Source organism: Streptomyces sp. NPDC058880 (assembly GCF_042742535.1).
Lineage (GTDB): Bacteria > Actinomycetota > Actinomycetes > Streptomycetales > Streptomycetaceae > Streptomyces.
Genome location: NZ_JBHYMC010000015.1, coordinates 1 through 25,500 on the forward strand (window position 1 = coordinate 1; position 25,500 = coordinate 25,500).

The 25,500-nt window shown below is 72.5% G+C and carries 27 protein-coding genes; 15 read left to right on the top strand and 12 right to left on the bottom strand.

Annotated elements, in window-relative coordinates; translation table 11 throughout:
- Window positions 1-43 precede the first annotated feature (43 nt).
- Window positions 44-232, bottom strand: coding sequence for a DUF5999 family protein (locus ACFW2G_RS11595; RefSeq protein ID WP_030009772.1), 189 nt, complete (start codon window positions 230-232; stop codon window positions 44-46).
- Window positions 233-493: 261 nt separating this feature from the next.
- The gene (locus ACFW2G_RS11600) at window positions 494-1,114 is read right to left on the bottom strand and encodes a hypothetical protein (protein ID WP_037929261.1); all 621 of its coding nucleotides are present in this window, start codon (window positions 1,112-1,114) and stop codon (window positions 494-496) included.
- A 495-nt stretch (window positions 1,115-1,609) separates the two neighbouring features.
- Here ACFW2G_RS11600 and ACFW2G_RS11605 point away from each other — a divergent pair, with 495 nt between their 5' ends.
- The 3 genes from ACFW2G_RS11605 to ACFW2G_RS11615 all read left to right on the top strand — a co-directional run bounded on the left by ACFW2G_RS11605 (window position 1,610) and on the right by ACFW2G_RS11615 (window position 4,885).
- Window positions 1,610-3,142, top strand: a complete 1,533-nt coding sequence (locus ACFW2G_RS11605; RefSeq protein WP_037929259.1) for a glutamate-cysteine ligase family protein — start codon at window positions 1,610-1,612, stop codon at window positions 3,140-3,142.
- Between the two features lie 111 nt (window positions 3,143-3,253).
- Window positions 3,254-4,054, top strand: a complete 801-nt coding sequence (locus tag ACFW2G_RS11610; RefSeq protein WP_384582140.1) for a CPBP family intramembrane glutamic endopeptidase — start codon at window positions 3,254-3,256, stop codon at window positions 4,052-4,054.
- Window positions 4,055-4,138: 84 nt separating this feature from the next.
- Window positions 4,139-4,885, top strand: a complete 747-nt coding sequence (locus ACFW2G_RS11615) for a hypothetical protein (protein ID WP_157840319.1) — start codon at window positions 4,139-4,141, stop codon at window positions 4,883-4,885.
- 54 nt (window positions 4,886-4,939) lie between these two features.
- Here ACFW2G_RS11615 and ACFW2G_RS11620 read toward each other — a convergent pair whose 3' ends face one another.
- Window positions 4,940-5,764, bottom strand: coding sequence for a PhzF family phenazine biosynthesis protein (locus ACFW2G_RS11620; protein WP_384451861.1), 825 nt, complete (start codon window positions 5,762-5,764; stop codon window positions 4,940-4,942).
- A 278-nt stretch (window positions 5,765-6,042) separates the two neighbouring features.
- Window positions 6,043-6,591 (bottom strand): hypothetical protein, encoded by a 549-nt coding sequence (locus ACFW2G_RS11625; RefSeq protein WP_384582138.1) that lies wholly within the window; start codon window positions 6,589-6,591, stop codon window positions 6,043-6,045.
- A gap of 247 nt (window positions 6,592-6,838) precedes the next feature.
- Here ACFW2G_RS11625 and ACFW2G_RS11630 point away from each other — a divergent pair, with 247 nt between their 5' ends.
- Window positions 6,839-7,243, top strand: coding sequence for a hypothetical protein (locus ACFW2G_RS11630; RefSeq protein WP_384582136.1), 405 nt, complete (start codon window positions 6,839-6,841; stop codon window positions 7,241-7,243).
- Window positions 7,244-7,309: 66 nt separating this feature from the next.
- Here the strand turns inward: ACFW2G_RS11630 and ACFW2G_RS11635 are convergent, their stop codons facing one another.
- Entirely contained in the window at window positions 7,310-7,738 is a 429-nt protein-coding gene (locus ACFW2G_RS11635) for an SRPBCC family protein (RefSeq protein ID WP_384582134.1), read from the bottom strand.
- Between the two features lie 179 nt (window positions 7,739-7,917).
- Here ACFW2G_RS11635 and ACFW2G_RS11640 point away from each other — a divergent pair, with 179 nt between their 5' ends.
- Complete coding sequence (locus ACFW2G_RS11640) at window positions 7,918-8,874, top strand: DMT family transporter (RefSeq protein ID WP_384451868.1); 957 nt, start codon at window positions 7,918-7,920, stop codon at window positions 8,872-8,874.
- Window positions 8,875-9,034: 160 nt separating this feature from the next.
- Window positions 9,035-10,018 (top strand): DMT family transporter, encoded by a 984-nt coding sequence (locus ACFW2G_RS11645; RefSeq protein ID WP_384582132.1) that lies wholly within the window; start codon window positions 9,035-9,037, stop codon window positions 10,016-10,018.
- On the opposite strand, the gene ACFW2G_RS11650 is transcribed toward ACFW2G_RS11645, so the two are convergent.
- A complete protein-coding gene (locus ACFW2G_RS11650; protein WP_384451874.1) occupies window positions 10,000-10,698 on the bottom strand; it encodes a pyridoxamine 5'-phosphate oxidase family protein in 699 nt (232 codons plus the stop codon). The two genes, ACFW2G_RS11645 and ACFW2G_RS11650, sit on opposite strands and share 19 nt — an antisense overlap.
- 37 nt (window positions 10,699-10,735) lie before the next feature.
- Between ACFW2G_RS11650 and ACFW2G_RS11655 the strand changes: the two genes are divergently transcribed.
- Window positions 10,736-12,070 carry an aminotransferase class I/II-fold pyridoxal phosphate-dependent enzyme gene (locus ACFW2G_RS11655; protein ID WP_384582130.1) on the top strand — a complete coding sequence of 445 codons (1,335 nt, stop codon included), beginning with the start codon at window positions 10,736-10,738 and terminating at the stop codon, window positions 12,068-12,070.
- An 89-nt stretch (window positions 12,071-12,159) separates the two neighbouring features.
- Here the strand turns inward: ACFW2G_RS11655 and ACFW2G_RS11660 are convergent, their stop codons facing one another.
- Together ACFW2G_RS11660 and ACFW2G_RS11665 are read right to left on the bottom strand one after the other, a co-directional pair.
- Window positions 12,160-12,417 carry a hypothetical protein gene (locus tag ACFW2G_RS11660; RefSeq protein WP_384451880.1) on the bottom strand — a complete coding sequence of 86 codons (258 nt, stop codon included), beginning with the start codon at window positions 12,415-12,417 and terminating at the stop codon, window positions 12,160-12,162.
- Complete coding sequence (locus tag ACFW2G_RS11665; RefSeq protein WP_384582128.1) at window positions 12,414-13,466, bottom strand: DMT family transporter; 1,053 nt, start codon at window positions 13,464-13,466, stop codon at window positions 12,414-12,416. Before ACFW2G_RS11665 ends, ACFW2G_RS11660 begins: the two co-directional genes overlap by 4 nt.
- A 74-nt stretch (window positions 13,467-13,540) precedes the next feature.
- Here ACFW2G_RS11665 and ACFW2G_RS11670 point away from each other — a divergent pair, with 74 nt between their 5' ends.
- Complete coding sequence (locus tag ACFW2G_RS11670) at window positions 13,541-14,461, top strand: LysR family transcriptional regulator (RefSeq protein ID WP_384451886.1); 921 nt, start codon at window positions 13,541-13,543, stop codon at window positions 14,459-14,461.
- 69 nt (window positions 14,462-14,530) lie between these two features.
- On the opposite strand, the gene ACFW2G_RS11675 is transcribed toward ACFW2G_RS11670, so the two are convergent.
- A complete protein-coding gene (locus ACFW2G_RS11675; protein WP_037929233.1) occupies window positions 14,531-14,989 on the bottom strand; it encodes a pyridoxamine 5'-phosphate oxidase family protein in 459 nt (152 codons plus the stop codon).
- 76 nt (window positions 14,990-15,065) lie between these two features.
- On the opposite strand from ACFW2G_RS11675, the gene ACFW2G_RS11680 reads away from it, so the two are divergent.
- Window positions 15,066-15,686: a cysteine hydrolase gene (locus ACFW2G_RS11680; protein WP_052031319.1), complete on the top strand. Its 621-nt coding sequence runs from the start codon at window positions 15,066-15,068 to the stop codon at window positions 15,684-15,686.
- Between the two features lie 303 nt (window positions 15,687-15,989).
- Window positions 15,990-16,418, top strand: a complete 429-nt coding sequence (locus ACFW2G_RS11685) for a subtilase-type protease inhibitor (RefSeq protein ID WP_037929227.1) — start codon at window positions 15,990-15,992, stop codon at window positions 16,416-16,418.
- 124 nt (window positions 16,419-16,542) lie between these two features.
- On the opposite strand, the gene ACFW2G_RS11690 is transcribed toward ACFW2G_RS11685, so the two are convergent.
- Complete coding sequence (locus ACFW2G_RS11690) at window positions 16,543-17,973, bottom strand: DUF2252 domain-containing protein (RefSeq protein WP_384582126.1); 1,431 nt, start codon at window positions 17,971-17,973, stop codon at window positions 16,543-16,545.
- Window positions 17,974-18,168: 195 nt separating this feature from the next.
- Window positions 18,169-18,507, bottom strand: coding sequence for a carboxymuconolactone decarboxylase family protein (locus tag ACFW2G_RS11695; RefSeq protein ID WP_384451896.1), 339 nt, complete (start codon window positions 18,505-18,507; stop codon window positions 18,169-18,171).
- Between the two features lie 344 nt (window positions 18,508-18,851).
- Here ACFW2G_RS11695 and ACFW2G_RS11700 point away from each other — a divergent pair, with 344 nt between their 5' ends.
- The gene (locus tag ACFW2G_RS11700) at window positions 18,852-20,486 is read left to right on the top strand and encodes an MFS transporter (protein ID WP_384451899.1); all 1,635 of its coding nucleotides are present in this window, start codon (window positions 18,852-18,854) and stop codon (window positions 20,484-20,486) included.
- Between the two features lie 21 nt (window positions 20,487-20,507).
- On the opposite strand, the gene ACFW2G_RS11705 is transcribed toward ACFW2G_RS11700, so the two are convergent.
- Window positions 20,508-21,968 (bottom strand): MFS transporter, encoded by a 1,461-nt coding sequence (locus ACFW2G_RS11705; protein ID WP_384582124.1) that lies wholly within the window; start codon window positions 21,966-21,968, stop codon window positions 20,508-20,510.
- Window positions 21,969-22,022: 54 nt separating this feature from the next.
- On the opposite strand from ACFW2G_RS11705, the gene ACFW2G_RS11710 reads away from it, so the two are divergent.
- From ACFW2G_RS11710 to ACFW2G_RS11725, 4 genes are all read left to right on the top strand, one after another.
- Window positions 22,023-22,868, top strand: coding sequence for a TetR/AcrR family transcriptional regulator (locus ACFW2G_RS11710; RefSeq protein ID WP_384582122.1), 846 nt, complete (start codon window positions 22,023-22,025; stop codon window positions 22,866-22,868).
- 372 nt (window positions 22,869-23,240) lie between these two features.
- Complete coding sequence (locus ACFW2G_RS11715; RefSeq protein WP_384451908.1) at window positions 23,241-23,849, top strand: NADPH-dependent F420 reductase; 609 nt, start codon at window positions 23,241-23,243, stop codon at window positions 23,847-23,849.
- 339 nt (window positions 23,850-24,188) lie between these two features.
- Window positions 24,189-25,037 carry a HipA family kinase gene (locus ACFW2G_RS11720; protein WP_384582120.1) on the top strand — a complete coding sequence of 283 codons (849 nt, stop codon included), beginning with the start codon at window positions 24,189-24,191 and terminating at the stop codon, window positions 25,035-25,037.
- Entirely contained in the window at window positions 25,034-25,417 is a 384-nt protein-coding gene (locus ACFW2G_RS11725) for a DUF3037 domain-containing protein (RefSeq protein ID WP_384582118.1), read from the top strand. The genes ACFW2G_RS11720 and ACFW2G_RS11725 overlap by 4 nt, the downstream gene beginning before the upstream one ends.
- The last annotated feature ends 83 nt before the right edge of the window (window positions 25,418-25,500 follow it).

Consider the following 25,500-nt stretch of genomic DNA (forward strand, 5'->3'; position numbering starts at 1 on the left):
AGACTCTCCCGGGGCCGGCCCCTTCACCGTCCTGCGTCCTCGCCTACGCCGCCGCGAGCGGGCGGTGCGGGGCGATGATCTGCCCGTCCGGCAGCAGCTCACCGGTGTCCTCGAAGAGCAGGACGCCGTTGCACAGCAGGCTCCAGCCCTGTTCCGGATGGTTGGCCACCGGGCGCGCGGCCTCCCGGTCGGCGGATTCGGCAGACGGGCAGGCTGGCTGGTGCTGGCACATGGATGCGTTCTTTCGCTGCGGTGTGGTCTGAGTGCTACGGCTCGATACCTGGTTCATGGCCGTCCCCCTGGGTCATCCCCGCAGCCGCGGGGCGCTTGCCATCAGTGTTCCCCCACGACAGCTGCTTCGCAGGGATTTCCCGGCAGCTGTCCTCATGGATTGATGACGCATCACTCGTGCGGGCGGTTCAGGCCAACTCCCCTGTCATTTCGGATGGTTCACGGGTGGCCCGGGTGGACTAGGCCGAATGGGTCCATCGGGTCAGGCGGCGGGCGCGGCCAGCGAGGGAGGGGCCGGCGCCGTCGCCGGCGTGAGCCGGTGGGTCAGCACCGGCAGGAGTTCGGAGACCGGATGCGGTCGGTACGCGGCGATGCCGGGCGGGGCTGGGGCCAGCGGCACCAGCAGGTCCTCGCCGGCGGGCAGCCCGGCGGCGGGGTCCGCGCCCACCGCCCCGTGCAGCCAGAGCGTCAGCATGTAGAGCTCCGGTACGGAGAGCAGCCGGGGCTGGTAGCCGGTGGTGAGCAGCTCGGCCTGGCGCAGGGCGCGCTCGGTGGCGCAGACGTAGGGGCCTTCGAAGAAGTGGGAGAAGGCCCAGCCGTCGGGTGTCAGTCGGGTGTCCGCCGCCGCGACGTGCCGGTCCCCGCTGCGGATCAGGAACCGCCACCCGACGAGCCGTGTGCGGGGCGGCCGGCCGACGGACGCCAGGTCCGAGAGGTTCAGCCGGTCCATGACGTGGACCGGAAGGGGGAGCTCGGCGGTCAGCGGCCCCTGGACGGCGCGCAGGGACGGAGTGTGCGCCTCGTTGACGGCGGTGGGGGAACCGAGTGCCGTGAGGATGCTGCGCAGGGCGGGTGCGGGAGCCGGGGGGACATGCAGCGGCATGGTGGGTCGCCTCTCACTTGGGAGACCTGTGGAAACGGGGCAGGTGCGGGACGGCGCTGTCGCATTCTGGGGCCAGAGGGGGGCCGAGGGGCAATGGCCGCGCGCCAACTCTCTGCCTCGTTTGCGGAGTTTATACGACATGTGTTCACGCAGTGTTTCGGCTAGCTGTCCCGCCTATTGCCGACAAGGCGCTTACCGGTCCCACTGACATGGCATTCATGCCGGATGTGCGCGCACATGTCGCGCTGACCTCGGAGGTTACCGGAAGGGGGCTCGGCTGGAAAGCGCCTGTTTTCAGGAGCGGGCAAGTGCCACGATGAACTTGCACAATTCCGCTTGCCAGGTGAATGTGCCGAAGCGCCCTTCGGCCAACCCGGCGCGCGCTCCTCGCCACGCACGCCTCCTCCGCGTTATGGATCACGATGCCGGGGCATCATCGACCGTAACGCGCGCCTGGGTGCCCCGGACCAGGCCCACTCGAGGAGGGACGCTTCGATGGGGGAGAAGGTCGTGGCGGGAGGGTTCGACCTGTCCGATCGGCAGCGGTATCGAAGGAAACTCCACGAGTGTCTGGAGGGACTGGAGCGACTTCTGGCGGAGAAGAGGTTCGATCGCCCGAAGAACATGATGGGGCTGGAGATCGAGCTGAATCTCGCGGGAACCGACGGATTGCCGCGCATGGTGAATGCCCAGGTGTTGGAGCGGATTGCCAGCCCTGATTTCCAGACCGAACTGGGAATGTTCAACCTGGAGGTGAACGTTCTGCCGCACCGGCTCGGCGGCCGGGTATTCGACCGGCTCGCCGAGGAGCTCAGCGCGGGGCTGGGATACGCCCACCGGCAGGCCGCCGAGATCGATGCCGGAGTGGTGATGATCGGCATCCTGCCGACGATCTCCCGCACGGACCTGGTCACCGCGAACCTCTCCGCGGTGGACCGGTACTCCCTGCTGAACGAGCAGATCCTGATGATGCGCGGGGAGGACTTCACGCTCGACATAGACGGCGTCGAGCGGCTGATCTGGACCTCCGGGTCGATCGTGCCCGAGGCCGCCTGCACCTCGGTACAGCTGCACCTCCAGGTGACGCCGGCCCGGTTCGCGGCCGTGTGGAACGCGGCGCAGGCCGTGACCGCGGCGCAGATAGCCGTCGGCGCCAACTCGCCCTTCCTGTTCGGGCGGGAGCTATGGCGGGAGTCGAGGCCGCCGCTGTTCACACAGGCCACCGACACCCGGCCGCCGGAGCTCCAGGCGCAGGGGGTGCGGCCGCGCACCTGGTTCGGCGAGCGCTGGGTGGACTCGGCGTACGAGCTCTTCGCCGAGAACGTCCGCTACTTCCCCTCCCTGCTGCCGATATGCGACGAGGAGGAGCCCCTGCGGGTGCTGGCCGAAGGCGGGGTGCCGAGACTGCAGGAGCTGGTCCTGCACAACGGCACCGTCTACCGGTGGAACCGGCCCGTGTACGGGGTCGCCGACGGGGTGCCGCACCTGCGCGTGGAGAACCGGGTGCTGCCGGCCGGGCCGACGGTCACCGACGTCGTCGCCAACGCCGCCTTCTACTACGGGCTCGTCCGCACCCTCGCGGAGGAGCCGCGACCGGTGTGGACCCGGCTGCCCTTCGCCGAGGCGGAGGCGAACTTCGACGCGGCCTGCCGGTACGGGATCGACGCCCGGCTGCGGTGGCCGCGCCGGGGGCGGGCCGGAGGCCTGGTCAGCGTGCCCGCGGTACGGCTGGTCCTGGACGAGCTGCTGCCGATGGCAGCGGCGGGCCTGGACGCCTGGGGCATCGAGCCCAGCGACCGGGACCACTACCTCGGCATCATCGAGGAGCGCTGCCGGCGGCGGGTCAACGGCGCGACATGGCAGGTGGACACCTACCACCGGGCCCTCGCGACGGGGCTGGGCCGGGAAGAGGCACTGGCCGCGACCACCCGGCGCTACAGCGAGCTCATGCACAAGGGTGACCCCGTGCACACCTGGCCCGTCGGGCTGGCTGAGGAGGTGGTTGCGGCGGTTCCCGTCGTGAGCTGAGGCGCCCCGCCGCGCCCGGACACCTCCCGTGCCCGCCCTCGGTGATCCCCCCGCCCGACCGACGGGGCAGTATGGGGGCATCACAACGGGACGGCAGGACGGGAGTCGGGCGTGCGGGCGGAGCCGGAGCCGGTGTTCGTGGAGCTGGGCGAGGACGGGCGGCGGGACCTCCTGCGTACCGAGACCCTGCTCGTCCTGGCGCTTTCGCTGGGCGCCAGCGGGGTCTCGGCGCTGATCAGTTTCATCGGTTCGCTGACCAAGCCGGGCGGTCTGAAGGACCAGGCCGCGACGCTCAACGGCTCCTACGCGCCCGGTCGGCCGTGGCTGGACCTGGCCTGGCAGCTGTTCGGGATCGCGAGCGCGCTGGTCCCCGTACTGCTGGTGGCGCACCTGCTGACCAGGGAGGGCGCGCCCGGGCTGCGGGTGCTCGGCTTCGACCGGACGCGGCCGCTGGGGGACCTGGGCCGCGGCGCGCTCGTCGCGGCCGGCATCGGAAGCGCGGGTCTGGCCTTCTACCTGGGAGCGCGGGGGGCCGGCTTCAACCTCACGGTGGTGCCGGAGGCACTCCCCGACGTGTGGTGGAAGTTTCCCGTCCTGATCCTCTCGGCGATCCAGAATGCGGTGGTGGAAGAGGTCATCGTCCTGGGCTACCTGCTGCGCCGGCTCGGGCGGCTCGGCTGGACTCCGCTGGCGGCGCTGGCCGCCAGCTCATTGCTGCGCGGCTCCTACCACCTCTACCAGGGCATCGGCGGCTTCATCGGCAACGTGGTGATGGGCGTCGTGTTCGTGCTGGCCTACCGCCGCTGGGGGCGGATCGGGCCGCTGGTCGCCGCGCACGCGCTCCTCGACATCGTGGCCTTCGGCGGGTACGCCCTGCTCGCGGGGAAGGTGGGCTGGCTGCCGACGCCGTGACACGGCGCCGCACCCGATCGGCCCCGCAGGGCGGGGCCCCCGGCCGCGACGGTGCGACGCTGGGGGAGTGAGGAGGCGCGTGCGGTGGCTGTCATGGACTCGCTGGTGTCGTTCGCCCCGTTCCTCGTGCCCGTGATCAGTGGCCTCGTCGGCGGGGCCAGCCTCCTCATCCGGGACCGCCGCGAGGCGCGCAGCGCCGACCACAAGTACCGCAGACGGCTGGAGAAGGCCCAGCTGGAGATCCAGTTCATCACCGGCTGGATCCAGGCCAAGCAACTGGCCCCGTCGGACGGCCCCGATCCCGAGCCGGAGCCGGGGCGCTGGCTGGACGACTGCTACGCGTCGGTGCGGCGTGCCCAGGCCGAAGCGGGCGGGCGCCGCCGTTCCGGGCCGGTGTCGCTGCGGCGCCTGTTGCTGCTGGGCGAACTGGCGGGACCGGCCCGGAGCATGCGCGTCGCCTACTGGATCTGCCTCGCCCTGTTCAACCTGGCGCTCGCGTGGTGGGTGAACGCGCTCGTCTCGGGTGTGCCGGGCTTCCTGTACGAGGAGGGTGTCCCGGAGTCCGAGCAGGTCGGCTCCTACCTCCTCACGGCGTTGGTCCTCTTCGTGGTGTCGGCCGTCCTGTGGCTGTGGACGGTGCATCTGGGCGCGGCCGAGCCGGGGCAGGTCTACCGCAAGCGCATCGACTCGGGTGCCTGGGCGGAGACCGAGCGCAAGCGGCGCGACGCGACGCGCGCGAAAGCCGGCGCCAGGGTGCGCCCGGAGGCGGGCGCGGGTGCGAAGCCGGCGGACGCGGAGCGGGGCGGGTCATCCGGCGGGTCCTCCGGATGACCCGCCCCGCGGGCCGTGACCCACGGCCCGTGTCCGTGCCGCTTCCCGGGGCGGTCACGGGGCGATGAGGAGCTCCCCGTCCAGGACCGTGACCGCGTGGCCGGTCAGCAGGGTGCGGTCGCCTGCGAGAGTCACCCGAACAAGCCCCTGTCGGGCTCCGCCCTGGAGGCCGGTCAGCCCGGTGCGGCCCAGGCGCCGCGCCCAGAACGGGGCGAGTGCGGTGTGGGCGCTGCCCGTGACCGGGTCCTCGTCGATCCCGAAGGCCGGGAAGAAGCCCCGGGAGACGAAGTCGTACCCGCGGGAGGGGTCCTCGGCGGCGGCGGTGACGATCACACCCCGCTTGGCGAAGGCGCGCAGGGCGGCGTGGTCCGGCTCCAGCTCGCGGACGGTCTTCTCGTCGGCAAGCTCGACGAGGAGGTCGCCGACGTGCGCGGCGGTGTCGTGGACGGAGAGGACCGGTGCGCCGCCGAGTGCGTGCGCCACGGCGGGCGGCGTCGGGACCGCGGTCAGCGACGACGTCGGGAAGTCCATCGTGATCGTGCCGTCCGCGGCGGTCTCGGCGGTGAGGGCTCCGCATCGGGCGGAGAAGCGGATCAGTCCCCCGGCGAGTCCGCCGGTGGCCAGTACGTGCGCGGTGGCGAGGGTGGCGTGGCCGCACATGTCGACCTCGGCGGCCGGGGTGAACCACCGCAACGCCCAGTCGGCGTCCCCACCGGGCGGCAGCGGGTGGGCGAAGGCGGTCTCGGAGAGGTTCACCTCGGAGGCCACCTGCTGGAGCCAGGCGTCCGGGGGGAAGCCGCCCTCGTCGAGGAGCAGGACTCCGGCGGGGTTGCCGTGGAAGGGGCGGTCGGTGAAGGCGTCGACGATTCGGATGCGCATGGGCCGACGTTAGGACGGTTCCCCGATGGTCGACAAAGGCCAATCCGGGATGACTGGTCTCCCACCCGGGCTGCTCGGCTGTCCTGTGACAGCGAAGCTGGAGCAGTTGCCATCGAAGTTGGACCACCGGCCGGTTTGTGACAGTTGAGATGGGTCTCTGCACGTCAGGTGGCCTGTTGCTCGGGGCGCCGAGCCTTTCCGAGCCCTCCGCCTTGGCAGACCTGGGACAGGGTGATCTCGAGCGGTTGCACGACGGTTTGACCGGCCGGGGCCCGCGTCTACGCGTCCGGTTCTACCTGGTGGGCGTGTATCCACTGGTCCTCGAACTCGCGCCGGCTGATCTCCTGGCCCACCAGTGCGGGATCGAAGAGGTCCACGATCGGCGGGTTGAAGGGCCAGTTGTCGGGGCCACTACGCAGCGCGGTTCCGTCCTCGGCGAGCTCCACCTGGCGAATCCGGCGTCCGTCGGACCCCACTTCCATCAGATAGACGACTGGTTCATCGTCTTCCTCGTCCCAGCGGCGCCGCAGGTACACGATGTCCCTGTCCGCGAGCGCGCCGAAACCCTCACGCTCACGCTGCGCGTCGCGCTCGGCACGTAGGCCGTCCAGTCCGGGAGGCATCACAGGAGCGTCGATATCGACCTCCTCCAGCCCGTCGTGTTCGAACCGGGCCACCGCCTCCAGGTCGGTGATGACCTCGACCCAGGCGAACGTTTCGAGGACGTCCTGCGCAGACCGTGCATGGACCCACCACCACGCACCGCCCATGCCGTAGTCGTGCAGGACGAGGAAGCGGCGCTTGTCTGCGCTGTTGGTGCGGGTCATGGGGACTGAGCCTAACGAGGAGGGGCGGGGCCGTGAGCCTGATCAAACTCACCGGGCAAGCTGGTCAGCAGGTCTCAGAGTCCGGGCATTTCCATGAGGTGCGCGTCGCGGGAGTCCCCACGCGTGGAGCGTGCACGCTCGGAGATGTGTCGTGCCTGCTCGGCGGACAGACGCCGAGCCTCCCACAGCACGTCTGCGGTATCCGTTGGGTACGCGACCACCGCGGCGACGGCAACTGGGTCCAGGCATGCGTGTACCCGGACACCAGCACGGGCACGAGCACGGCCACTGCGGGCCGGACCGTCGGGAGGGTTTCCAGGGATTCCGTGCGGCCTTCGGCCCGTTCGGGCCGCCCTTCGGTGCGGGCCCCTTCGGCGGTCGCGGGGGGTCGCGGGGGAGAGCTCGGCGCGGTGACACGCTCACCGAGGCCGGTCGCGCCGACGCCGAGTCGGGGCCGGACGCGCCGTGGGAGGACGCGGGGCGGGGCTTCGATTTCGAGGCGATGCACGAGGTCCGGCAGGCCGGAGCGGGCGTGATGGAGGCCTTCGGACAGGTCTTCAGGACCGGCACGCCCGAGCAGCGGGAGAAGGCGCTCGCGGTGCTGGGTGACGCCCGCAGGAAGCTCTACCTCATCCTGGCCGACGAGCACTGAGTGCGCCCGCCCGCGTGCGTACGGCGGCATGCGGGCGGGCGGGAGCGGGGCGATGTGGGCGTGGGGTCAGGCGACCAGGCCGGCGAGCTTGCGCAGCGACTCGTTCAGGGCGGCGGTGGCCGAGTCCTTCAGCTTGCCCGCCATCAGGGAGACGGCGGCACCGGTGAACTCGCCGTCGATGCGCACCGTGGTGGCTCCGCCGTCCGGGGTCAGGGTGTAGCGGGTCAGGACGGCGACGCCCATCGGGCCCTTGCCGGTGATGGCGAAGAGGCGCTGGTACTCCAGCTCGGAGACGGTCCAGAGGACTTCGGCCGGGAAGCCCATCATCTTCATGTTCTCGGCGAAGGTGGATCCGACGGCCAGTGTCTGCGGACCGCCCTGCGGGAAGTCGGTGTGGGTCATGCTCCACTGTCCGTACGCGTCCCAGTCCGTCAGCTGGGACCAGAGCTTCGCGGCGGACGCCTCGATGCGTGATTCCGCGGTGACTTCGGCCATGCGGCCACCCCTTCTCGTCGGGTACGTGCGCGGAAGGTAACCTCGGCGACCGGAACATTCAATACTGACGAACCGTCAGATGTGTCGGATCCGCCGGAATCCGGCGGTTGTGATCTCAGCTCTGTCTCAACAGGTGTCACGGCAGTGACGCTCCTGACCCGCCCTGTCATGATGACCGGATGCAAGCGTCAGGGAAGAACGCCGGACTGGGCCTCGCCCTCGTCTCGGCGTGTGCGTTCGGCGGTTCCGGAGTGGCTGCGAAGCCGCTGATAGAGGCGGGTCTGGACCCCCTCCACATGGTGTGGCTCAGAGTGGCCGGCGCGGCGCTCGTGCTGTCCCCGCTGGCTTGGCGCCACCGCAACCTCCTCCGGCGCAGGCCCGCACTGCTCGCGGGCTTCGGCCTGGTCGCCGTCGCGGGCGTGCAGGCCTTCTACTTCGCCTCCCTGTCCCGTATCCCGGTGGGGGTGGCCCTCCTGCTGGAGTACCTGGGGCCGGCGCTGCTGCTCGGTTACATCCGCTTCGTCCAGCGCAGGCCCGTGACCCGCGGGGCCGCCGCCGGCGCGGCCGTGGCCGTCGTCGGCCTGGCCTGCGTGGTGGAGATCTGGGCCGGGCTGAGCCTGGATCTGCTCGGCGTGCTCTTCGGCCTCGCCGCCGCCTGCTGCCAGGCGTTCTACTTCGTCTTCGCCGACCAGGGCTCCGACGGCGAGGACGCTCCCGACCCGCTCGGAGTGATCGCCTACGGCATGCTCGTCGGCGCCCTGGTGATGACGGTGATCGCCCGACCGTGGGAGATCGACTGGCAGGTGCTGGGCGGGGAGGCGTCCGTCGGCGGGACGATGGTGCCGGCGCCTGCGTTGCTCGGCTGGGTCGTGCTCGTCGCGACCGTCTTCGCGTACGTGACCGGAGTGGTCTCGGTCCGCAGGCTCTCTCCCCAGATCGCGGGTGTGGTGGCCTTCCTGGAGGCCGTGGTGGCCACCGTGCTGGCCTGGGTCCTGCTCGGCGAGCACCTGTCGACCTGGCAGATCGTCGGTGGCGCCCTGGTGCTGGGCGGCGCCTTCATCGCGCAGTCCTCCCGACCGGCCCCGCAGCCCGTCGCCGAACCGCACCCGGTGGACCGGGAACCCACGAGAGCCTAGGCTGACGCCCATGCATGCGACCGTGCTTCCGCCTCCCGCGTTCTAGCGGGCGGCGCCTCCACGATGACGGCCCGGCCCGGGGAGCATCCGGGCGGGTCGGTGCTGCCCGCGAAGCGATGACCCGAACCACTCATCCTTCACGCACGCGCGGAGAACACACGTGTCGAACCACTCGCCCGCCGCCGGGCGCAGTCTGCTGTACCTCGTCATCGCCGGAGCCGCCTGGGGCACCGCCGGGGCAGCCGCCTCCCTCCTCTTCCTGGCCAGTGACCTCGGTCCGCTCGCCCTGTCGTTCTGGCGGTGCGCGGGCGGGCTCGTTGTCCTGCTCGGAGTGCTCGCCCTGCGCCGGGCGCGCCCCGGGCGAGGGCGGGCCCGGCCGTCCGCGGGCGAGCCCTCGGTGGGCTCACTCGTCGTGACCGGGCTGCTGTTCACCCTTTTCCAGGCCGCCTACTTCGCCGCCGTGCGCGAGACCGGGTTGGCTGTCGGCACCGTGGTCACCCTCGGCGCCGGGCCCGTGCTCATCGCGCTCGGCGCCCGCTCCTGGATGGGTGAGCGTCTGGGCCGCGGCGGCACGGTCGCCGTCGTGGGGGCGCTCGCCGGACTCGCCGTCCTGGTCCTGGGCGGCGGCGGCGCCGAGGTGCGCCCGCGGGGTGTCGGGTGGGCGCTCGTGTCGGCCGCCGGGTACGCCGCGATGACCCTGCGGGCCCGCCGGCTCGGGCGCCGCGGTGCGGCCGGGGACCCGCTGGTGACCACGGCCTGGTCCGTCGCGGTGGGCGCGGTGTGCCTGCTCCCGCTCGCCGCCGCCGAGGGGCTGCTGCCGCACACCGCGGACCTGGGGCGGGTGCTGTGGCTACTGCTGTACGTCGCCACCGTGCCGACGGCGCTGGCGTACGCGCTCTACTTCACGGGTGCCGCCGCCGTCCGTGCCGCGACCGTGTCAGTGATCATGCTGATCGAACCGGTCAGCGCGGCGGCGATCGCCGTCCTCGTCCTCGGGGAGCGACTGACCGGCGCCGTCGTGCTGGGCACCGCACTGCTGCTGGCGGCGGTCGGCGCGTTGATCGTGGCGGAGTCCCGCCGTCCGGCGGGCGGGCCCGCCGGACCCGCCGCCGTGCGGCCGGCTCCTCAGAGCGCGGTGAGATAGTCCGGGACGGCGATGCCGGGGGCCAGGTCCGGGGCGGGCACGGGCGTCCCGTAGGTCGCGCCGACCGGGACCACGCCCGCCCAGTACGGCAGGCCCAGGTCCTCGGCGTCGTCGTTCGACGATCCCGTGCGGAGCTTCGCGGACACCTCGTCCAGGTCCACCCGGATCACCGCGGTGGCGGCGAGCTCCTTGGCGTCGGCCGGGCGCACGTCCCCGGAACGGCCCGGGGCGACGGCGTCGATCATGGCGTTCAGTGCCGTTCGGCACTCTGCCTCGTCCGTCACCTGGCGGGCGGTTCCGTGGACGACCACCGAGCGGTAGTTGAGCGAGTGGTGGAAGGCCGAGCGGGCCAGCACCAGGCCGTCGACGTGGGTGACGGTGACGCAGACGGGCAGCCCCGGGTCGGTCCGGCCGGCCGCCAGCAGCGGGCGGGAACCGGTGGAGCCGTGCAGGTAGAGCGACTCCCCGACCCGGGCGAACAGGGTCGGCAGCACCACCGGCGCGCCGTCGCGGACGTAGCCGAGGTGGCAGATGTAGGCCTCGTCGAGTATCGAGTGCACCGTCTCGCGGTCGTAGCGGGCCCGGTCGCGGGAGCGGGTGGGGACGGTGCGGTCGGTGGGCTCGTACGCACCGGGCGTCCCGGTGCTCTCCGTCGGCTGCGCGGCAGGCGTGGCGGTCATGGCGCGGACTCCATTGCACTAGTGCATAATGTGATTTGTGCTAGGAGAATATCGGATCACCGGGCGTCGTACATCTGATATCGCCGCCAGTGTCGAGGCGGGCGTGGCTTCGGGCGAGCTGCCCCCCGGATCCCCGCTGCCGCCGATGCGGGAGCTGGCGGGGGTGCTGGGCGTCAACCCCAACACCGTGGCGGCCGCCTACCGGACACTGCGCGAACGCGGGGTCATCGAAACGGCCGGGCGGCGGGGGAGCCGGGTGCGCTCCCGCCCGTCGAGCACCCCGCGGGACGCGCTGAGGATGGTGCTCCCGGCGGGGGTGCGGGACGTCGCGCAGGGCAACCCCGACGTGTCCCTGCTCCCCGCGCTGGACGGGGCGCTGGCGGCCGCCGCCCGCCGCCACGGGCGGACACCGACGCTGTACGGCGCGGACCCCGTCGCGCCGGACCTGGCGCGGATCGCCCGAGCCGACTTCGACGCGGACGCGGTGCCGCCCGGGCCGGTCGCGGTGACCTCGGGCGCGCTGGACGCCATCGAACGGGTCCTGGCCGCCCACCTGAGGCCCGGGGACGCGGTGGCGGTCGAGGATCCGGGTTGGGGCGCCGTGCTGGACCTGGTTCCCGCCCTCGGGATGCGGCTGCTGCCGGTGGCCGTGGACGACGACGGGCCCCGCGTCGACGCGGCGGCCCGGGCCCTTGCGGCCGGGGCGCGGGCGCTGGTGGTGACCTCCCGTGCGCAGAACCCGACGGGCGCGGCCGTGAGCGGGGAACGGGCGGCAGAGTTGCGGGAGCTGCTCGCGCGGTATCCGGGAGTGCTGCTGATCGAGGACGATCACGGGCACGGCATTGTCGATCTGCCGGTGCACCCGCTGGGTGGGGTGACCCGGCACTGGGCGGTGATCCGCTCCACCGCCAAGGCCTACGGGCCCGACCTGCGGCTCGCGGTGCTGACCGGGGACGAGGTGACCCTGGACCGGGTGCGGGGGCGCCAGCGGCTGGGCCCCGGGTGGGTGAGTCGGCTGCTGCAGTACGCGGTGGTGGAGCTGTGGACCTCGCACGCCGTGGACCGGGCCGCGGTCGCGCGGGCCTACGCGGAGCGGCGGGACGCCCTGGTCGAGGCCCTGTGGGAGCGGGGGGTGCGGGCGCACGGGCGCAGCGGGCTGAACGTGTGGGTGCCGGTGGCCGACGAGACGGTGGTCGTTGCCAGGCTGCTCGCCGCGGGATGGGGGGTGGCCCCGGGGGCCGCCTTCCGCGTCGAGGCGGGGCCGGGAGTGCGCCTGACGGTGTCCGGGCTCGACGTGGCCGAAGTCCCGGCGCTGGCCGACGCGGTGGTCGCGGCGGTCCGCCCCGGCGTGCCGGGCGGGCGCAACGACTGAGCACGGACCCCGGGCGGCCGCGGCGCGCCCGTCAGGCCGGTTCCCGTCGCCCCGGTGGTCCTGCCGACAGGACCACCGGGGCGCGTGGGTCAGAGCGCCTCGAGCAGACCGCCCAGGGTGAAGACGAGGCCGCACAGCGCGGTCACCGAGGCCAGGAACCGGTAGTACGTGGCGGACGCGATCCGCTGCGCCGGGCCGAGATCGCCACGCGTGTGCAGGGCGAGCTCGGTGTTGGCGGCCGATCGGCGTGCCAGGGCGTCGGCGGCGCCGCGGATGTTCAGTGACACCCAGGCGCCCGCGAGGAGGGCGGCGGGCCCGATGAACAGCAGGACGACGGCCAGGCTCAAGAGGTGTCTCCTCGGAGGTATGAAGATCGGCCGGAGAGTAGCAGGCGGGGTCGGGCCTGCGTGCGGCGGGTGGGGTGGGTCTGGGTGAGGGCGGCGCCCGCCAGGACGATCGCGGCGCCGACCGGGGTGTTCCAGTGCAGTTGCTCGCCGAGGACCAGCACGCCGGCCGTGGTGGCGATGACCGGGATGAAGTAGGTGACCATCTGGGCGGTGGTCGGGCCGACCTCCGTCACCAGGCCGTACTGCATCTGCAGGGCCATGCCGGTGCCCAGGGCGCCCAGCGCGATCACCGACAGGGTCGGCCAGAGCGGGAACGAGGCCGGGGCCGCGGTGAACAGGGCACTGACCAGCGTGAGCTGGAGGGTGGAGAGCAGGAGCTGCCCGCCGGTGAGGGCCACGGGGGAGCCCGGGGTGCCGGCCAGCGTGCGGCGGACGTAGATCCAGCCGATGGGGTAGCAGAACGAGGCCAGCAGGGCGAACGCCGTGCCCCTGGCATCGACGCCGGAGAAGCCGTGCCAGGCGCCGAGTACGGTCAGCACACCGAGGAAGCCGAGGCCCAGGCCGGCGAAGCGGCGGCGCGTCGGGCGGTCCTCGGAGAGGGCGACCAGCGACAGCGCCATGCCCCACAGCGGGGACGTGGCGTTGCAGATGCCGGCCAGGCTGGAGGGGATGCTCAGCTCCGCGTACGCGAAGAGCGAGAACGGCGCGGTGTTGAGCAGGAGCGCCGCGACGGTGAGGTGGCCCCAGGTACGCAGGCCCCGGGGCAGCGGCTCGCGGCGGACCAGCAGCACGGCCAGCAGCGCGACCGCACCGAACAGGACCCGGCCCAGCGCCACCTGGAAGGGCGCGTACGCCTCGGTGCCCACCTTGATCAGCAGGAAGCTGAAGCCCCAGACCACCGAGAGGAGGGCGAACCGCACGCGCCAGTCGAGGAGCCCGCGCCGGCGGGGGGCGGTGGTGGGGGAGGCGGCTGTGGCCGTGGTGGAGGCAGTGGCGGAGGCCGGTGCAGGGGGTTCAGGGGCCGGCCGAGGGGCGGCGGGTGCGCTCATGCCCCTTACTGTGCTGGCATCAACTTCGTAGGACAATCGAGATTTTCTCCGAGTGACGACGTAGCATCGCTTACATGTTGAACCTGGAGCGCCTTCGCACCCTCGACGCCCTCGCCCGACACGGCTCGGTCAGCGGCGCGGCCGATGGACTCCACGTCACCACCTCCGCCGTGTCCCAGCAGATGGCCAAGCTGGAGCGCGAGGTAGGACAGCCGCTGCTGGCGAAGAACGGCCGCGGAGTCCGGCTCACCGACGCCGGACGGCTCCTCGCCGACCACGCGGCCCGGATCATCTCCCAGGTGGAGCAGGCCCAGGCCGATGTCGAGGCCCAGCGCGGTCGTGCCGTCGGCGAGCTGCGCATCGGCGCCTTCCCCACCGCCATGCGCGGGCTGCTGCCCCAGGCCCTCACCGCACTGCGCGCCGGCCATCCGGACCTGCGGATCCGGGTGTGCGAGCAGGAGCCCGAGGAGAGCATGACGGCCGTCGTGCGCGGCGACCTCGACATGGCGCTCGCGATCGACTGGCACAACAAGCGCATGCCGGTGCCCGCGGAGCTCACCCGTACCCACCTGCTGGACGACTCCGTCGATATCGCGGTCCCGGCCGGTCACCGGCTGGCCGACCGGAGCGCCATTTCGCTCGCCGAGTTCGCCGACGACGAGTGGATCTCCTGGAACGAGGGTCAGTTCTGCCACGAGTGGCTGGTCTTCACCCTGCGCGGCACCGGAATCGAGCCGCGCATCGCGCACATCGCCGAGGAGCACCACACCCAGCTGGCCTTCGTCGAGGCCGGACTCGGGGTGTGCGTCGCGCCGAAGCTGGGCCGCGGCCCGGTGCCGCCGGGCGTGCGGCTGCTTCCCGTCTGCGACGCCGTACGCCGCCACGTGTACGCCGTCTGGCGTGCGGACGCCGACCGCCGGCCTTCCATCCGTGCTGCGGTCGATGCCCTGCGGACGACGGCGGCCGAGCTCCAGCCGGCGCAGGGCGTGTCGTGACGGCCCCGCCTGCTCCGCGGCGCCCGCGCCAGGTGCCCGCCGCGCCTGCCGCGGGTGCGTGGCGGGCTGTCAGATCTTGCGGAAGTCCCAGGAGACGACCGTGTCCGGAGTCAGGCGGATCCACGCGTGCCGGCCGTCGTGCGGCATCTGCGCGATCCCGAAGTTCTTGACGGGGAAGATTCGCTCGGGCTCCGTCAGTTCGGGGCAGGGCTCGCCCGTGCGCGGGGCCTCGCCCACGAAGACCGCGCTGCCGGACAGTTCGACCCCGCGCAGCTCGTCGTACGACTCGCCCGCGTCCACGACCACCGAAATCCGAGGGTCCTCACGCAGGTCCGCCCAGCGGCGGCTGCGGGTGATCGAGTACAGCCACAGCGAGCTGCCGTCCCACGCGAACCACAGGGCGCCCACGTGCGGGCGGCCGCCGGGCGAGACCGTCGCCACCCGGCAGGTCCGCTGCTCCCGCAGAAAGGCGTCGACTTCCGCCTCGCTCATCATGATGCGGCGGCCCCGCCGCTGAGTCCCGTCCATCGGCCACGCGCCCCTTCCCATCTGACTGTGTGTCAGGAATCATGAGGGCTCTTCCGACGCCACGCCAGGGGGAGTCATGCCGGATCTCGACCCCGCCACGACCGCGCTGCTCACCGTCGAGTGTCAGAACGGCGTCGTGGGTGAAGGGAGCGCGCTGCCCGAACTCGCCAGGGAGGCCCGGGACTCCGGGATGCTGGAGCGGGTGGCCGCACTGGTCGACGCCGCGCGCGGGGCGGGCGTGCAGGTGCTGCACGCGATCGCCGAACGGCGGCCGGACGGACGGGGGGCCAGCGCCAACGCGCGGCTCTTCCGGGCTGCCGGAAGGCTGCCCGTGCGGCAGTTGACCGGGAGTCGTGCGGTGGAGGTGGCCGCGCCCATCGCGGTGGCCGAGCGGGACCTCGTGGTGCGGCGGCTGCACGGGCTCTCGCCCATGGCCGGTACGGACCTGGACGCGCTCCTGCGCAATCTCGGGGTCCGCACCCTCGTCGTGACGGGGGTCTCCTCCAACATCGCCGTTCCGAACACGGTCTTCGACGCCGTGAACCTCGGCTATCGGGTCGTGGTCCCGGCCGACGCCATCGCCGGCGTGCCCGCTTCCTGCACCGCCGAGGTGATCCGCAACTCGCTCGCGCTGGTGGCGGACATCACCACGACCGAGGCCCTGCTGGGCGAATGGGCCCCCGCGAGCCGCTCCTGAGCGCCTGCATCCGGACAAGCTGGGTGGCCGTCCGGTGAACCGGGGCCGCCCCGGAGCGGTGCGGCGTCCGCAACGGTGCACGTCACCGTCCCGGGCCGTCCGTGGTCACACGGAGTGACGGTTCGATGGCACCCCGTCTGAGCTGCTCGAATGGCCATGCGATATCCGTTATGCGAACGAGGTGTCCGTAAAGCGGTCATCGAGATGCGGTGCGCCTTGGAGTCGGCGAGGCTTTGCGGCGACGGAACGCGATACCGAAAGTAATCATCGCGTTCAACCATTGAATCGAAAGAGAGTTGTCCCGTGCGTTACCGTCGCTCCGCCGCCGTCTCCGCCGCCGCGCTCCTCTGTCTGGCCGGTGCCGCCGGCATCGCGCAGGCTCAGCCCGAGAGCCTGTACGCCCCCTCCGCCCTGGTCCTCAGCGTCGCCCAGGGGGACGGTGTCACCGCGTCCACCGTCGTCCGCGCCACCACGGTCAGCTGCGCCCCCGGTGCCCAGGGGACGCACCCCGACCCCGAAGCCGCGTGCGCGGCCCTCAGGTCCACCGGCGGCACCTTCGAGCCGCTGCTGTCCACGCCGGACGAGGACCGGGCGTGCCCGATGCACTACGCCCCCGTCACCGTGTCCGCGGTCGGTGTGTGGGAGGGCCGCCGCGTGGCCTGGGACCACACTTTCGCCAACTCCTGCACCATGGCGGCGACCCTGAACGACGGCGCGGTCTTCGCCTTCTGATCCGGTACACCCCGCCCGACGGCGCCGCGGCAGGCGGCGCCGTCCGGCCGCGACCGCTCCCCAAGGGCCGCTAGGTCCCCAAGGCCCCAAGCGTCGGACGGGCCCGGGCGACCGGCCGCGCAGGTCAGGCGGCCGGGAGCACCTCGGCGGGCAGGCGGCCCGCCCGCACCGCGTCGACCAGGGCCTGGTGATCACGCTCGTTCTGGTCGGCGTACGCCTCGGCGAACTCGGCGAGCGCCCGGTCGAAGACATCGCCCCGGCCCAGGTACGCGGCGATCGCCACCCGGTCGCCGGACCGCGCGTGGGCGCGCGCCAGGGTCATCCCGCAGGCGTTTCCGAAGGTCTCCAACTGCGCGGGCGACATCGTCTCCGGCATCGCGATGCCCTTCCAGTCGCGCAGTTGTCGCACGTAGAAGTCCCGTTTCCTGCCGTCGATCCCGTCCACCCGCTCCCATCCCAGGAAGATGTCGCTCGCCGCCTGCATCAAGCGCTGCCCCGAGACCACGCGTTCCCCCTGGTTCCGGTACAGGCTGGCACCGACGTGGTCGGCGAGCACGGAGGTGTCGGCCTCCTTGGCCTGGAGGAACAGCGGGTCGCGACCGTCCCTGCCGAGCAGGAGCAGGATCCAGCACCGGGTGCCGACGCTACCGACGCCGACCACCTTGCGGGCGACGTCCACCAGGCTGTAGTCCTCCAACAGCGCCCGCCGGTTGCTCTCCAGCGTGCGGCCGTACTGGCCGACCAGCCGGCCCAGCCGGTCCACGAGCTCGTCCCGCTCGGAATCCGGCAGCAGGTCGGCGAGCGGCACCAACAGCGGGGGGTCCGCCGCGATCCTCGGCCGGCCGTCGACCACCTCGGTGAGCTTGTCGAAGACCTGCAGGTTGTCCCGCGACCGTGCCTTCCCCATCGCCGTGGCCAGCTTCTTGCGGCCCCGCTTGTCGAGCTGTTCGTCGACGAGGGCCTGAAGACCCTCCGCGTCGATCTTCGAGTACCAGACGCCGAGATTGCCCATCCCGGCGAAGCCGGACATGGCCTCGCGGTACGAGCGCACCGCGGAGTTCACGATGCGGGCGCGCTCGGCCTCGTCGAAGCCGTTCGCCCGGGCGGCGATGACAAGACTCGCGGAAAGCCGCTTGACGTCCCACTCCCAAGGGCCGGGCAGCGTCTCGTCGAAGTCGTTGATGTCGAACATCAGCCGCCGCTCCGGGGAGGCCAGCAGCCGGAAGTTCAGCAGGTGCGCGTCCCCGCAGAGCTGCACCGAGATGCCCGAGTCCGGGCTGCCGGCCAGGTCGGACGCCATGATGGCGGCGGCTCCCCGGTAGAAACGGAACGGAGACTCCGTCATCCGGGCGTAGCGGATCGGGACCAGCTCCGGCACCCGCGTCGCGGACTGCGCCTCCAGGATTGCCAAGGGGTCGGGCCGGTCCCGACGCGGCTGGTACACGGCGTGCCCCGACCGGGGGCAGCGGCGACGGGCGTCCCTGCCCATCGCGCTGCGCTCCTCGGGCGTGGCACCGGGCACCGCGCGCATCGCGGTGATCGCGTTCCGGGACATGGGGCTCTCCTGACTGCCTGGCCGGACCGGTCTGCCCGTCCGCGTGACCGGCTGCCGGTGCCGCGGACCGCCCGACACCGCCGGCGGTCGGACACGGTCGCTGGGATACCGGGTGCGGCCGGCCCCGCCCGCACCCCGGGGAATCGGCCGGGCCGGGTCTCCGGGGTCCTGCGTACGACCGCTGGCCGCTCCGGCTCAGCCCATACCGTCCATCTGCGCCTCGGCCTCCGCCTCGGCGACGGCTATGGCCACACCGAGCGCCCTGGTGATGTTGCCCGCCGCCGTCATCACGCGGGCGGTGCCGACGATCGGGGCGATGGCGACCAGGACGTCCTGCAACTGCTCGGCCGTCAGCCCGGCCTTGAGGGCGGGGTCGATGTGCGCGACGTAGGAGATCGGCGGGGCGTCCGAGGCGGCGAGGGCCGCGATCCGGACGAGGAGCAGCATGCTCGGGTCCATCCCGCAGCGCTCCAGCGAATCGCCGGTCATGGCGGCGAGGGTGTCCAGAACCGGGGTGTCAGATGCAGTGGACATGTCGCATGCCCTCCTGGGGTGTTGTCGCGCCGGGCGCGGTGGCTGGGGCCGAGGGAGCGGCCGCCCCGAGTCCCGGCACGCAGCCTCGTCCTCAACTCTAGGTCTGCCGCCCGCCGGGCGCGCGAGGGCGCCCGGCGGGTCACCGCACGGAGTGGGTGCGGTACGCAGGGGCGTCTCCGGCAGGGGCGTGCGGCCGCGCGGCCCGGGCCCGGGCCGCCGCCGTACCCCGGCCCTCCGCCGCACGCCGGCTCCGCGCCCCGACGCCCCGGTGGCCGACTGCCCGTCCGGCTGACTCCCGGGCGGGTCGTCGCGCCACCCCCGCGGCCGGCTGGAAGCATGCCCCCATGGCATCCAGGGCAGGGACGGCGACAGGAAACCCGTCGAAGGGGCGACTCGTCCTGACGACACTGGCCGCGGGCCAGTTCCTGATGGCGCTGGACAGCTCCGTCATGAACGTCTCCATCGCCACGGTCGCCGGGGACCTCGGTACGACGGTGACCGGCATCCAGGGCGCCATCACGGCCTACACCCTCGTGATGGCCATGCTCATGATCCCCGGCGGCAAGGTCGGGGTGCTGATCGGCCGCAAACGCGCCTTCCTGATCGGCTGCGTCATCTACGGCTGCGGCTCACTCGTCACGTCCGTCGCACCGAACCTGACCGTGCTGCTGCTCGGATGGTCCTTCCTGGAGGGCGTCGGGGCGGCCCTCATCCTGCCGGCGATCGTGGCGCTGGTCGCCGGGAACTTCCCCGTGGAACGCCGTCCCGCCGCCTACGGGCTCGTCGCGGCGGCCGGCGCCATCGCCATCGCGCTCGGTCCCCTGATCGGCGGGATCGCCACGAGCTACTTCTCCTGGCGGTGGGTCTTCGCCGGTGAGGTGCTCATGGTGATCGGCATCCTCGTGCTCGCCCGCCCCGTCGTGGACGCCGTGAGCGAGGAACGCCCGCGCATCGACCTCGTCGGGGTCGTCCTGTCGGCGCTGGGCCTCGGGACCTTCGTCTACGGGGTGCTCCGATCGGACGAGTGGGGCTGGTTCCGGCCGACCGACGGCGGACCCGGGCTGTTCGGGATCTCCCTGACCCTGTGGCTCATGCTGCTGGGCCTGTTCCTGGTCTGGCTCTTCCTCCGCTGGGAGGGCCGTCTGGTCAAGCGGCGCCAGGAGCCGCTCGTCGACCCGGTCATGCTGCAGAACAAGCAGCTCACCGGCGGGCTGACCATGTTCTTCTTCCAGTACCTCGTGATGATGGGTGTCTTCTTCGTCGTCCCGCTCTACCTGTCCGTCGCGCTCGGCCTGTCAGCGCTGGCCACCGGCGTCCGGCTGCTGCCGCTGTCGCTCACCCTGCTGGCCGCGGCGACGCTGATCCCGCGCTTCCTCCCGGACGTCTCGCCGCGTCGCGTGGTCCGACTCGGGACCCTCGCCCTGCTCGCGGGCGCGGTGATCCTGCTCGGCGCGCTCGACACGGACGCCGGAGCGGAGGTGGTCACCCTCCCCCTGCTGCTGATCGGGTTCGGCATGGGCGCACTGGCCTCCCAGCTGGGCGCGGTCACCGTGTCCGCGGTGCCGCAGGCGCAGTCCGCCGAGGTCGGCGGCGTCCAGAACGCCGTCACCAACCTCGGCTCGTCGATCGGCACGGCACTCGCCGGATCCATCATGATCGCGACGCTCACCTCCTCCTTTCTGACCAGCGTTCAGGAGAGCCCGGCCGTCCCGAGCACCGTCAAGAGCCAGGCGACCGTCCGGCTCGCGTCCGGCGTGCCGTTCCTGTCGGACGCCCAGTTGCAGAGCGCCCTCGCCGAAGCCGGGGTCAGCCCGGAGGTGGCCGACGCCGCGGTCGCGGCGAACGAGGCGGCCAGGGTCGACGGCCTGCGCGCGGCCCTCTCCGTCCTGGCCTTCGCCGCGCTCCTCGCACTCTTCTTCACCCAGCGCATCCCGACCGTGCAGCCCTCCGGGGCGGAGCCGGGCGCGCCGCCGGCGTGAGCCCCGGAGCGGCGGCCGCGCTCAGTGGTCTGCGGCTGCCCGCGGGTGGGGTGCGGGCCGGGCGGGGAGCCGGTAGGAGGCGAGCAGCGCGACCGCGAGGAGGGCGGCCGCCGCCCATGCGGTCCCGGCCAGCGCCCCGCCCGGTGTGCGGCCGTGGTCACCACAGGCGGCCCACACCGTGACCAGCAGAGCGACACCGACCGAGTTGGCAAGCTGCTGCACGGCGTTGAGCACACCGGCGGCCGATCCGGTCTCCGGCTCCGAGACGCTGACGAGAACCACGTCGAACAGCGGCGGGATCACCAGTCCCATGCCCATGCCGATCACCAGGGTCGCCGGAAGCAGCCGCCAGCCGCTGGTGACCCACGAGGCCGGCCCGGCAAGGGCAGCCAGCAGGACCAGGCCGCACACGGTCACGACGATGCCCGCCTGGATCGCCCGCCGTCCGCTGCGTTCCGCCAGGGCTTGGCCCGGGCCGGCGGTGAGGACGATGCCCGCGGCGAGCGGCGCGACGGCGTATCCGGCGCCTTGGGGGGACAGCCCCAGGGGGCCCTGGAGGAAGAGCGAGAGCACCAGCATGAGACCGCTGAAGGCGGCGTAGAAGGCGGTGACCACCAGGAGGCCGCCGGTGTAGCCGCGGTTGCGCAGCAGGCTGGGCAGGACCAGCGGCGAGGGCCGTCGAGGCTGGAGCCGGGCGAAGAGGACGAAGCCCGCGGCACCCGCGGCCATCAGCCCCGGACACCACCACGGCCAGCCGTACCCCGCCCCTTGCACCAGCGGGAAGATCACCGCGGCCGATGCCGCAGCGGTGAGCAGCATCCCGGGTACGTCCATGCGCAGCCCGGGGTCGGCCGGTGACCGGCGGATCCAGCGCACCGCGCCGGCTGCGGTGAGGAGTCCGACCGGCAGGTTCACCAGGAAGATCGCCCGCCAGCCCGTACCGAGCGGGTCCGCCCCGACGAGCATGCCGCCCAGGACCGGTCCGCCGACCGCGCACAACCCGAGAACAGGCCCGAAGAAGCCGAGCGCCCGGCCCAGTTCAGCCCCCTCGAAGGTCTCCTTGAGGATGCCGAAGCCCTGAGGCAGGAGGAGTGCGCCCAGAGCACCCTGGAGCACCCTCCCGCCGATGAGCCAGCCGGGCGTGGTGGCCAGGGAGCACACGGCCGAGGCCGCGGTGAAGCCGAGCGTGCCGATCAGGAACAGGCGGTGGCGCCCGTAGCGGTCTCCGAGCCGCCCCGCCGTGATCAGCAGGACCGCGAACGGCAGGGTGTAGGCCGCCTGTAGCCACTGGCTCAGCGCGGGCCCGCCGCCCAGACCGGCGGCGATCGCAGGAGCGGCGATGCTCGTGATGGTCGCGTCGAGCATGTCCATCACGTCGGCGGCGAGTACGACGGCGAGCACTGCCCATCGATAGCGGTGGGGCTGCGACGGCTGGGCAGGGGCGGGCGCCGCAACCTGCGGCGAACGTTGTTCGTTGGTCATGGCGAACAACGTTCGTGGCGAACAGTGTTCGTTGTCAAGTGCTAGGCTGCCGCCATGAGTTCTCCGGCACGTGGCACCCGTTCCCTTCCCGCCAAGCCAGCGCTCAGCGAGCAGTCCGTGGTACGGGCGGGACTGGAAGTCCTGCGCGAGGAGGGACTGACATCGGTCACGATGCGCCGGGTGGCGGCGCGACTCGACACCGGACCCGCTTCGCTGTACGTGTACGTGACCGGGCGGGAGGAACTGCTGCGGCTCATGTTCGATGCCGTGGTCGCCACCGTCCCCCTGCCCGAGGCCTCCGCCCCCGCGGCCAGGGGGAGCGAAGCTCCCTCCTCCGGCGGCTCGGGGGCCGGCGCGGGCTGGCGGGAGGCGCTGGCGGCGACCATCGCCGGGGCGGTGCGCGCCTTGAGCGAGTACCCCGGGCTCGCCCGGGTCTCCCTGGGGCACATTCCCACCAGCCCCGCCTGGCTCGACCTCTTCGATCGCGTGCTGGGGCTGTTGCTGGCCGGCGGAGTGGAGCGGCAGCGGGCCGCCTGGGGCTGCGATCTCATCGCGTTGTACATCGGTGCGGCTTCCTACGAGGTCGAGCTTCCGACGCCGCCAGGGAGTTCCGGATCCGACGGACAGGCCGGGTCCGCCCCCGACCCGGCCGCGGGGGGCCGTCTGCAGCAGGCGTTGGATCACCGGCATGCCGCCGCGGACATCGACGCGGCGCTGGACGCACTGGATCCCGTGCGTCATCCCCACCTCGCCGCGTCGGCGGGCCAGCTCCGCTCGGGCACTGCCGAAGAGCGGCTCGATCTGGGGGTGCGGGTCCTCATCGAGGGGCTCGCACCACGCGCGCACATCGACTCCGACCGCCTCGGGGACGACCGCACCGCGCAGCCGGGGACCGGCTGAACCCCGACCGCCGGCCCGCCGGCCCGCCGGCCCGCTGTCCCGCGCCGACCACGCGGGGCAAGAGCGCGACGGCCGGGCGAAAGGGCAACGGCCCCCGAAGTCCTGTGCGCCGCATACGGGCTCTCCGCCGTGAGGGTGCCCTTCGACGGGGGCGAGGGAAGCGGCGGTTGAGGATCCATCGTCCCGAGCAGCCCGGGCCGGGCCGGCCGGGGACGCCCAGCTGCCCCTCGCCCCGCGCACGGAACCGGAGGCGGCCGTCGGACGGGCGGCTGCGGATTTCCGGTGCGGCGCCGACGACACTGCCGCACCCGGGTGGCTCAGCCGGCGGGGCGCGGGGATGTGGGACCGCCGGAGGTGTGTGACCGTCGAGTCATGAACGTCGGAATCATTGGCGCCGGTCGTCTCGGCTCTGCTCTGGCCGGGGTGCTCACCCGCGCGGGGCACCAGGTCAAGCTGGCCGGCTCGCGCACCCCGGAGAAACTGACCGCGCTCGTCGACGAGCTCGGCGACAACGCCACCGCCGGAACAGCCCAGGAGGCCGCCGACTTCGGCGATGTCGTCGTCCTGGCCGTCCAGTGGGACCAGAAGGAGAGCGCGGCGGCCTCGGTCGCCTCCTGGCGGGGGCGGACCGTGCTGGTACCGCTCAACCCGCTCCGGGAGACCGCCGGCGGACTGGAGATCGTCGACACCGGGGGCCGCCCGCCCACCGAGGTCGTCGCCTCGCTCGTCCCCGGCGCCCTCGTGGTCAAGGGCTTCAACACCTACCTGGCGCAGGTCCTCACCGAGGATCCCGCCGTCAAGGGCGGCCGGCGCATCGTCCTGCTCGCGGGGGACGACGCCGGCGCCAAGCGCAGGGTCGCCGATCTCGCCGACAGCGCCGGCTTCCAGGCCGTCGACACCGGAAGCCTTGCCCAGGGCGCCCCGCTGTTCGACAGCGGCGGTCCGCTCAACGGCCTGGACCGGGACCTCGTAGCCCTCTGACCTTCTCCGGCACCGGGGGACCGGAGTCCGTCACGACCCCGGCTCGACGGCTCGCAGACTCATCGCCGGCGATCACTCTCGATTACCATGTTCCCTTCAAGCCGGAAGCCGGAAGCCGGAAGCCGGAAGCCGGAAGCCGGAAGCCGGAAGCCGGAAGCCGGCAGCACGGGGGCGCGATACCGCCGTGGGTACGTCGGGGGCGCGGGGAGACGGGCTCGCCGGCCGGGACTCCCCGGATTCTCCCAGCGCCGCAGCGCCGTTGACCCGTGATTCCTGCCTCTGCGCTCCGGAGCAGTCGTCCGCGGATCGTAGGGCTGAAGAGATGGGTGGCCTGGGGAAGTGCTGAAAGAGGTCGTAGCGACCCGCTATGTCACGCCTTTGCGTGAGGGCGGCTCGCTCCCGGGGATCGTCGAGGCCGACGACTGCGGAACGTACGTCATGAAATTCACCGGAGCCGGTCAGGGCCGCAAGACCCTGGTCGCCGAGGTCATCTGCGGCCGCCTGGCCCAGCGGCTGGGACTCAGGGTCCCCACGCTGGTGCAGATGCAGCTCGACCCCGTCATCGGGCTCGCCGAGCCCGACCAGGAGGTCCAGGAGCTGCTCAAGTCCAGCGGCGGACTCAACCTCGGCATGGACTACCTGCCGGGCTCCATCGGCTTCGACCCGCTCGCCTACCGGGTGGACCCGGCCGAGGCCGGGCGCGTGGTCTGGTTCGACGCCCTGATCAACAACGTCGACCGGTCGTGGCGCAACCCGAACATGCTGGTCTGGCACGGGGACCTCTGGCTCATCGACCACGGCGCCACCATGATCTGGCACCACAACTGGCCCACGGCCCAGGCCGCCGCCGCGAAGCCCTACAACGCCTCCGACCACGTACTGGCCCCCGTGGGACCGGACATCGAGGCAGCGGCCGCCGCACTGGCGCCGCTGGTCACCGAGGAACTGCTCACCGAGGTCACCGCCGAGGTGCCGGACGAGTGGCTGGTCGACGAGCCGGGATTCGACTCCACCGACGGGCTGCGCCGCGCCTACGTGGAGGCGTTGCTGCCGCGCGCGGCCACGATCCACGAGAGGATCTCGCTGGAGGCCGAGGTGAAGGCGCCGACCGGGCCTCCCGGCTGGCTCACCGACCACCTGCCGGAATGGCCCCACAAGACCCACCAGAAGAAGAGCGGCGACGAGTGACCGAGCGGGACGTGTTCGAGTACGCGCTGGTGCGTGTGGTGCCCCGGATGGAACGCGGCGAGTGTTTCAACGCAGGCGTGATCGTCTACTGCCGGGCGCATTCCTACGTCGCCGCGCGCACGTACCTCGACGAGGCGAAGCTCCTCGCGCTGGACCCGGCGGCGGACGTGGCCGGCGTACGGGCCGCCCTGCGCGGGGTCGAGGGCGTGTGCGGCGGCGGCGAGGCGGCGGGGCAGGCGGCGGGTGACGACGCGGGACGCCGGTTCCGCTGGTTGATCGCCCCACGCAGCACCGTGGTGCAGCCGGGGCCGGTGCACACCGGCCTGACGGCCGATCCGGCGGCGGAGGTGGAGCGGTTGCTGGACCTCCTGGTGCGGTAGGCCGTACCTCGTGGGTGTCGGACCGCTGGCCGTTGACACGGGGTGCCAGGGCTCCTAGCGTCTCCTCAGCTGAAGCTACTAAG

Bases quoted from the DNA above. Each gene is read 5' to 3' on its own strand.
- ACFW2G_RS11595 (WP_030009772.1), bottom strand. From the start codon at position 232: ATGTGCCAGCACCAGCCAGCCTGCCCGTCTGCCGAATCCGCCGACCGG.
- ACFW2G_RS11600 (WP_037929261.1), bottom strand. From the start codon at position 1,114: ATGCCGCTGCATGTCCCCCCGGCTCCCGCACCCGCCCTGCGCAGCATC.
- ACFW2G_RS11605 (WP_037929259.1), top strand. From the start codon at position 1,610: ATGGGGGAGAAGGTCGTGGCGGGAGGGTTCGACCTGTCCGATCGGCAG.
- ACFW2G_RS11620 (WP_384451861.1), bottom strand. From the start codon at position 5,764: ATGCGCATCCGAATCGTCGACGCCTTCACCGACCGCCCCTTCCACGGC.
- ACFW2G_RS11625 (WP_384582138.1), bottom strand. From the start codon at position 6,591: ATGACCCGCACCAACAGCGCAGACAAGCGCCGCTTCCTCGTCCTGCAC.
- ACFW2G_RS11630 (WP_384582136.1), top strand. From the start codon at position 6,839: ATGCGTGTACCCGGACACCAGCACGGGCACGAGCACGGCCACTGCGGG.
- ACFW2G_RS11635 (WP_384582134.1), bottom strand. From the start codon at position 7,738: ATGGCCGAAGTCACCGCGGAATCACGCATCGAGGCGTCCGCCGCGAAG.
- ACFW2G_RS11640 (WP_384451868.1), top strand. From the start codon at position 7,918: ATGCAAGCGTCAGGGAAGAACGCCGGACTGGGCCTCGCCCTCGTCTCG.
- ACFW2G_RS11650 (WP_384451874.1), bottom strand. From the start codon at position 10,698: ATGACCGCCACGCCTGCCGCGCAGCCGACGGAGAGCACCGGGACGCCC.
- ACFW2G_RS11665 (WP_384582128.1), bottom strand. From the start codon at position 13,466: ATGAGCGCACCCGCCGCCCCTCGGCCGGCCCCTGAACCCCCTGCACCG.
- ACFW2G_RS11670 (WP_384451886.1), top strand. From the start codon at position 13,541: ATGTTGAACCTGGAGCGCCTTCGCACCCTCGACGCCCTCGCCCGACAC.
- ACFW2G_RS11675 (WP_037929233.1), bottom strand. From the start codon at position 14,989: ATGGACGGGACTCAGCGGCGGGGCCGCCGCATCATGATGAGCGAGGCG.
- ACFW2G_RS11680 (WP_052031319.1), top strand. From the start codon at position 15,066: ATGCCGGATCTCGACCCCGCCACGACCGCGCTGCTCACCGTCGAGTGT.
- ACFW2G_RS11690 (WP_384582126.1), bottom strand. From the start codon at position 17,973: ATGTCCCGGAACGCGATCACCGCGATGCGCGCGGTGCCCGGTGCCACG.
- ACFW2G_RS11695 (WP_384451896.1), bottom strand. From the start codon at position 18,507: ATGTCCACTGCATCTGACACCCCGGTTCTGGACACCCTCGCCGCCATG.
- ACFW2G_RS11700 (WP_384451899.1), top strand. From the start codon at position 18,852: ATGGCATCCAGGGCAGGGACGGCGACAGGAAACCCGTCGAAGGGGCGA.
- ACFW2G_RS11705 (WP_384582124.1), bottom strand. From the start codon at position 21,968: ATGACCAACGAACAACGTTCGCCGCAGGTTGCGGCGCCCGCCCCTGCC.
- ACFW2G_RS11710 (WP_384582122.1), top strand. From the start codon at position 22,023: ATGAGTTCTCCGGCACGTGGCACCCGTTCCCTTCCCGCCAAGCCAGCG.
- ACFW2G_RS11715 (WP_384451908.1), top strand. From the start codon at position 23,241: ATGAACGTCGGAATCATTGGCGCCGGTCGTCTCGGCTCTGCTCTGGCC.